This window comes from Tumebacillus lacus, assembly GCF_026410385.1.
In the GTDB taxonomy this organism is placed as follows: Bacteria; Bacillota; Bacilli; order Tumebacillales; family Tumebacillaceae; genus Tumebacillus; species Tumebacillus lacus.
Map to the genome: position 1 here is coordinate 1 of NZ_JAPMLT010000022.1, position 5029 is coordinate 5029.

The following is a 5029-nucleotide window of genomic DNA, read 5'->3' on the forward strand; positions in this document are numbered from 1 at the left end:
GTCCTGAGCCAGGATCAAACTCTCAATAAAAGTTTGGTTCATAGCGAACTGAATCGCTGGCTCGAAAATCGATCTCGTAACACTCGTTTAGTTTTCAAGGATCAATCGGCGAGATCACTCTCGCGTCTACCGCTTGTCTCTCGCGGCGACAAGAGATATCTTATCATGCCCGTTCGTTCGCCACAACCCGACATTCTGCCACAATCCGCCATTGCAAAACAAAAAGCCGCTTCTCAGCGGCTCATCATCTCTTATCTCGTTATTTTGTTCTCGCACAACGCTGCACGGTATACATCGATAAACGGAACCTTATGATCCCGTGCCAACCGTGCGACATCTTCATACTCTGGCGTCGCTTGCAACACGCGCTCACACAGACGACCGATCTTGATCTTCACAGTCCCGTACGGTGTCTCCACCGCATCGAAATCCCGTTCCAAGATCCGGCGCGTCCACACACTCCGCCGCACACCGAATGTTGTCGTCTCCGTCAGCAGCACTTCCTCCAGCCGATCTGACAACGCCGGCAAACAAAGCACAGTGACCAAAGTTCCCGGTCGATTCTTCTTCATCTGAACGGCGGTAAAGTACACATCGAGCGCACCTGCCTCAAACAGAACCTCCATCGCATACCCGCACGCCTCAGCCGTGCAATCGTCCAACTGCGCTTCCAACACATGCACCGTTTCTCGTGACACACTGGCCGCGCCGCTTTCCGACGATTGCCCCAACAGTGCCCGGACGACGTTCGGCACCGCCGGGAAGTCTTTCGTCCCCGCACCAAAACCGATTCGTTCCACAGTGAAGTTTTCCAACTGCCCAAACTTCGTCACCAGCGCTTTCAACACTCCCGCGCCGGTCGGCGTCGTCAACTCCCCTTCCGAGTGCGACTTTGCAAGTGGGATACCGGTCAGCAATTCCGCCGTCGCCGGTGCAGGGACCGGGTACAGCCCGTGCGCCATTCGCATCTTCCCATATCCGGTCGGCACCGGAGATGCAAACAAACGTTCCACTCCCAAATTCTCCAAAGCGAGGCAGATCCCGATGGTATCCAAAATGGAATCCATCGCCCCCACCTCATGGAAATGCACCTCCGACGGATCGATCCCATGGATCTTCCCTTCCGCCACCGCGATCACATCAAAGATCGCTGCGCTCCTTGCCTTCACCCGCTCCGGCAGTTCACTCTCACGGATCATCTCCAAGATCGTCGCTGCCTTCCGATGCTCATGGTGATGGTGGTGCTCCCCCGCCCCATGATCGTGGTCATGAGAATGACCATGCTCGTCATGACTGTGCGAATGCCCGTGCCCATGACCTTCGCCAATCCCATGAACGTGCGCATCGATCTCCGGCAGTTTCATTTGCAATTTCTTAGCCGCGATCCCCTGCTTGTCCACCGTTTCGACCCAAAGGTCGAAATCGTCTATCGGCAATTTCATCAACTCGCGCTTGATATACTCCACGTCCGCTCCCAGATCGATGAGAGCTGCCAGCGTCATATCACCGCTGATCCCGGAAATGCAGTCGAGATACAGATCCTTCATCCCGTTATCCCTCCAAAATCGCCTGCTGGATGATCGAAGCGGCGTACCCCGCACCAAATCCGTTGTCGATGTTCACCACCGTCACCCCGGATGCACAGGAAGTCAACATTCCAAGCAACGGTGTCAATCCAGCGAAATGCGCCCCGTATCCCACACTGGTCGGCACCGCGATCACGGGCCGCCGCACGAGACCGCCGACCACGCTGGCCAGTGCCCCTTCCATGCCAGCGACAACGATCACCACGCTCGCCTCCTGCAACCGCTCGCGATGAGCCAACAGCCTGTCGATGCCCGCCACGCCGACATCGTAGATCCGCTCTACCGGATTGCCCATCCACTCAGCCGTTCTTGCCGCTTCCTCCGACACGGGCAGATCGGCTGTCCCGGCTGACAACACGGCCACCGTCCCGGCAAATCTCCGTTCGGTCCGCCCGATGGTCAGCAGTTTCGACATCGGATCATACTCCGCCTCCGGGAAATCACCCTGCACCCGTTCGGCTGTCTCTCGCTCTGCCCGCGTGACCATCACACGACCATGCTTTTCATACAATCTTGCAAATATCGCCAGCACCTGATCCGGCGTCTTTCCAAGGCCAAAGATCACCTCCGGATATCCGGTGCGTTTCTCACGGGCATAATCCACTTTGCCAAAACCCAGATCTTCAAATCCGCGGATCTCCGCCTCGGCCTTTTCCACGCTCATCCGGCCCTCGCGGACGCGGTGCAACACGTCTTGCAACCGATGTCCAGACATGGTCATACCTGCTTTTCCTTCAATTTTAAAGTCTCGTTCATCGATCCGCTCCGGTAGCCTTGCAAATCGAGAGTCACGTAGGTAAATCCTTCCTCTTTCAGAATCGCCGTGATCTCCTCTGCATATTCGACCGCCTTCATGAACTCCTCCGGCAAAACTTCCACCCGCGCGATCTGATCATGATGGCGGATCCGGATTTGTTTAAAGCCAAAGCGGCGGAGTTGATCCTCACCGCGATCCAGTTGCCCGACCTTTTCGAGCGTAATCAGATCACCATAAGGAATCCGCGATGACAAGCAGGCAAACGACGGTTTATTCCAATTCGGCACTCCCATCTCTTTGGCCATCTGACGCAGTTCTTCCTTAAACAGACCCGCCTCCTGCAACACGCTACGAATCTGATAATCGCTCGCCGCTTGCCGCCCTGGTCGGTAATCGCCGAGGTCGTCCATGTTGGCGCCGTCGAGCACGTACGGCACCCCTCGCTCCTGTGCCAACGCGGACAGCCTCGAGTACAGCCCCGCTTTGCAGTGGTAGCAACGGTCCGGGTTGTTCGCGACGAAATGGGGATTTTCCATCTCCTTGATCTCGATGATCTCATGGCGCACCCCGAACTCTTTCGCCAATTCGATCGCCTCTTGCAACTCGCGCTCCGGGAACGTCTCCGAAGCGGCCGTCACCGCCAACACCCGATCTCCGAGCACCTCTTTGGCACAGGCGAGCACAAACGTGCTGTCGATCCCGGCGGAAAAGGCGACAATCGCCTGATCCATGCCGGACAATATGTCATAAAGCTTCTGCTTTTTCGCTTGCAGTTCCATCTTCCGGTCACTCTCCCTTCTCTTGCCTAGACACCTGCCATTGTATCGAAACATATGCCATAGGGGCAAGAAAAATTGCAGACAAATCGCCCCAGGAAGGGCATACTAGGGAGGGGAGGTGAAAGTGAATGAAACTCAATCGCGAAACGGTGTATGATCTGGAAAATACATATGATGAGATCGCCGACGAAGACGAAGAACTCGTCGACCGCATGTTTACCCAACTCCAAAAACTGCACGGTGATGTCACCAAACGCAATAATTACAAAAGCGATGACATCGACGACCAACTCGTGACGCTGTTTGTCAAAGCAGCCGGCGAGCAGAAGATTGAAGAGAAATGGGCAAAAGGATATCTCTTCTACAAGTACTTTGACGAAGAGGACTAGGAGGCTTGCGAAATCGCAAGCCTTTTTTATTTTTATAGGAATGAATGTCTTAACTTGGAAACCCATATGTTGTAAAATAAGAGGGTAAATGAAATATAGGGGGATTTGTTAATGAGCGTACAGAAGGAAAATCTGCATAATCCCAAAATGTTAAATCCGATCCGTGAGTTTGACAAACAAACCAAACTAGACCCGCACATCTGGCTGAAGACGATGCGGGAGACACAACCGATTCGTTATGACGAAACTCGTGACGGGTGGGACTTTTTTGAATATGAGGACGTTCATTATATCCTGAATCACCCGGAGATTTTCTCTTCCCGCCGCTATCCGCCACATTTGATGATCTCTCAAAGCCTCGTGTTTCAAGATCCGCCTCGTCATACAGATCTGCGCGGCATGATCAACAAAGCGTTTACGCCAAAAATGGTGGCCGATTTTGCACCGCGCATTCAGCAGAAGGCGGAGGAGTTGCTTGATCAGGCATTGGCGAAGGGATCGTTAGATATCGTGGATGATTTCGGTGCGCGGTTGCCTGTCGCGGTGATTTCGTGGATGCTGGGTGTCGAAGAGGCGCATCAAGAGATGTTTCTGAACTGGGGTCTGCGATTTATGCAAGGTGTGGAGTCGACCGATCCGGAAGAGTTAAAACGATTGCAAGAAGACCAGAAACAAGCTCAGGCTGAGTTGTTCAGTTATCTGAAGGAAAAAATCGCATTCTTCCGTCAGAATCCTGGGGAAAATCTGCTGTCCGCACTGGTGCATGCTGATGTAGACGGAGTGCCGTTGAATGAGGATGAATTGCTCGCGTTTTGCTCGATCTTGCTTGCCGGCGGGAGTGAGACGACGATGCATCTGTTCTCGCATACGGCACGGTTGTTTATTGAGTATCCGGAGATCGAACAGCAGTTACGAGAGAATCCGTCGCTGTATCCGACGGCGATTGAGGAAGTGCTGCGGTTTCGGCCCGCTTTGCCGTTGTTGATGCGGGTGTGTGCACAGGATACGGAGGTCAAAGGGCATCAAATCAAACGAGGGCAAGGGATTACAGCGTGGATTTCGGCTGCGAATCGCGATCCGAAAAAGTTTGAGCGTCCAGATGAGTTTGTGATCGACCGGAGTCCAAATCCGCATTTGACGTTTGGTCATGGGATTCATTATTGTATCGGTGCGCCTCTTGCGCGGATGGAGGCGACAATTGGGTTGAAGGAATTGCTGAAGCGGTATACAAATTTTGCTTATGTGCCGGGTGTGCAGTTGGAAGCGGTGCCGAGTATTATCGTGAATGGTGTGAAGAGTTTGCCGGTGGTGGCGGATCGTCGAGTGTAGGGAGGGTATGAGAAAAAGACCAGATCTTTTGGGATCTGGTCTTTCTTATTGAAGATGTAAGTTGGTGCGGTCAAGAGGACTTGAACCTCCACAGGGTTGCCCCTACAAGAACCTGAATCTTGCGCGTCTGCCAATTCCGCCATGACCGCGTTTTTAAATGGAGCGGAAGACGGGATTCGAACCCGCGAC

The 5029-nt window shown here is 53.6% G+C and carries 5 protein-coding genes and 1 tRNA gene; 2 read left to right on the plus strand and 4 right to left on the minus strand.

What is annotated here, in order from left to right:
- Nucleotides 1-251: 251 nt before the first annotated feature.
- Genes larC through larE form a run of 3 tightly spaced genes read right to left on the minus strand, consistent with a single transcriptional unit; the run spans nucleotide 252 to nucleotide 3122 of the window.
- Nucleotides 252-1547: a nickel pincer cofactor biosynthesis protein LarC gene (larC, locus tag OS242_RS21040; protein WP_267153647.1), complete on the minus strand. Its 1296-nt coding sequence runs from the start codon at nucleotides 1545-1547 to the stop codon at nucleotides 252-254.
- A 4-nt stretch (nucleotides 1548-1551) separates the two neighbouring features.
- Nucleotides 1552-2301, minus strand: a complete 750-nt coding sequence (gene larB, locus OS242_RS21045) for a nickel pincer cofactor biosynthesis protein LarB (RefSeq protein ID WP_267153648.1) — start codon at nucleotides 2299-2301, stop codon at nucleotides 1552-1554.
- 2 nt (nucleotides 2302-2303) lie between these two features.
- Complete coding sequence (gene larE, locus OS242_RS21050) at nucleotides 2304-3122, minus strand: ATP-dependent sacrificial sulfur transferase LarE (RefSeq protein ID WP_267153649.1); 819 nt, start codon at nucleotides 3120-3122, stop codon at nucleotides 2304-2306.
- 128 nt (nucleotides 3123-3250) lie between these two features.
- Here larE and OS242_RS21055 point away from each other — a divergent pair, with 128 nt between their 5' ends.
- Entirely contained in the window at nucleotides 3251-3511 is a 261-nt protein-coding gene (locus OS242_RS21055) for a hypothetical protein (RefSeq protein ID WP_267153650.1), read from the plus strand.
- Nucleotides 3512-3622: 111 nt separating this feature from the next.
- Nucleotides 3623-4840 (plus strand): cytochrome P450, encoded by a 1218-nt coding sequence (locus OS242_RS21060; protein WP_267153651.1) that lies wholly within the window; start codon nucleotides 3623-3625, stop codon nucleotides 4838-4840.
- Nucleotides 4841-4902: 62 nt separating this feature from the next.
- Here the strand turns inward: OS242_RS21060 and OS242_RS21065 are convergent.
- A tRNA-Leu gene (locus OS242_RS21065) sits at nucleotides 4903-4989 on the minus strand.
- Nucleotides 4990-5029: the final 40 nt, after the last annotated feature.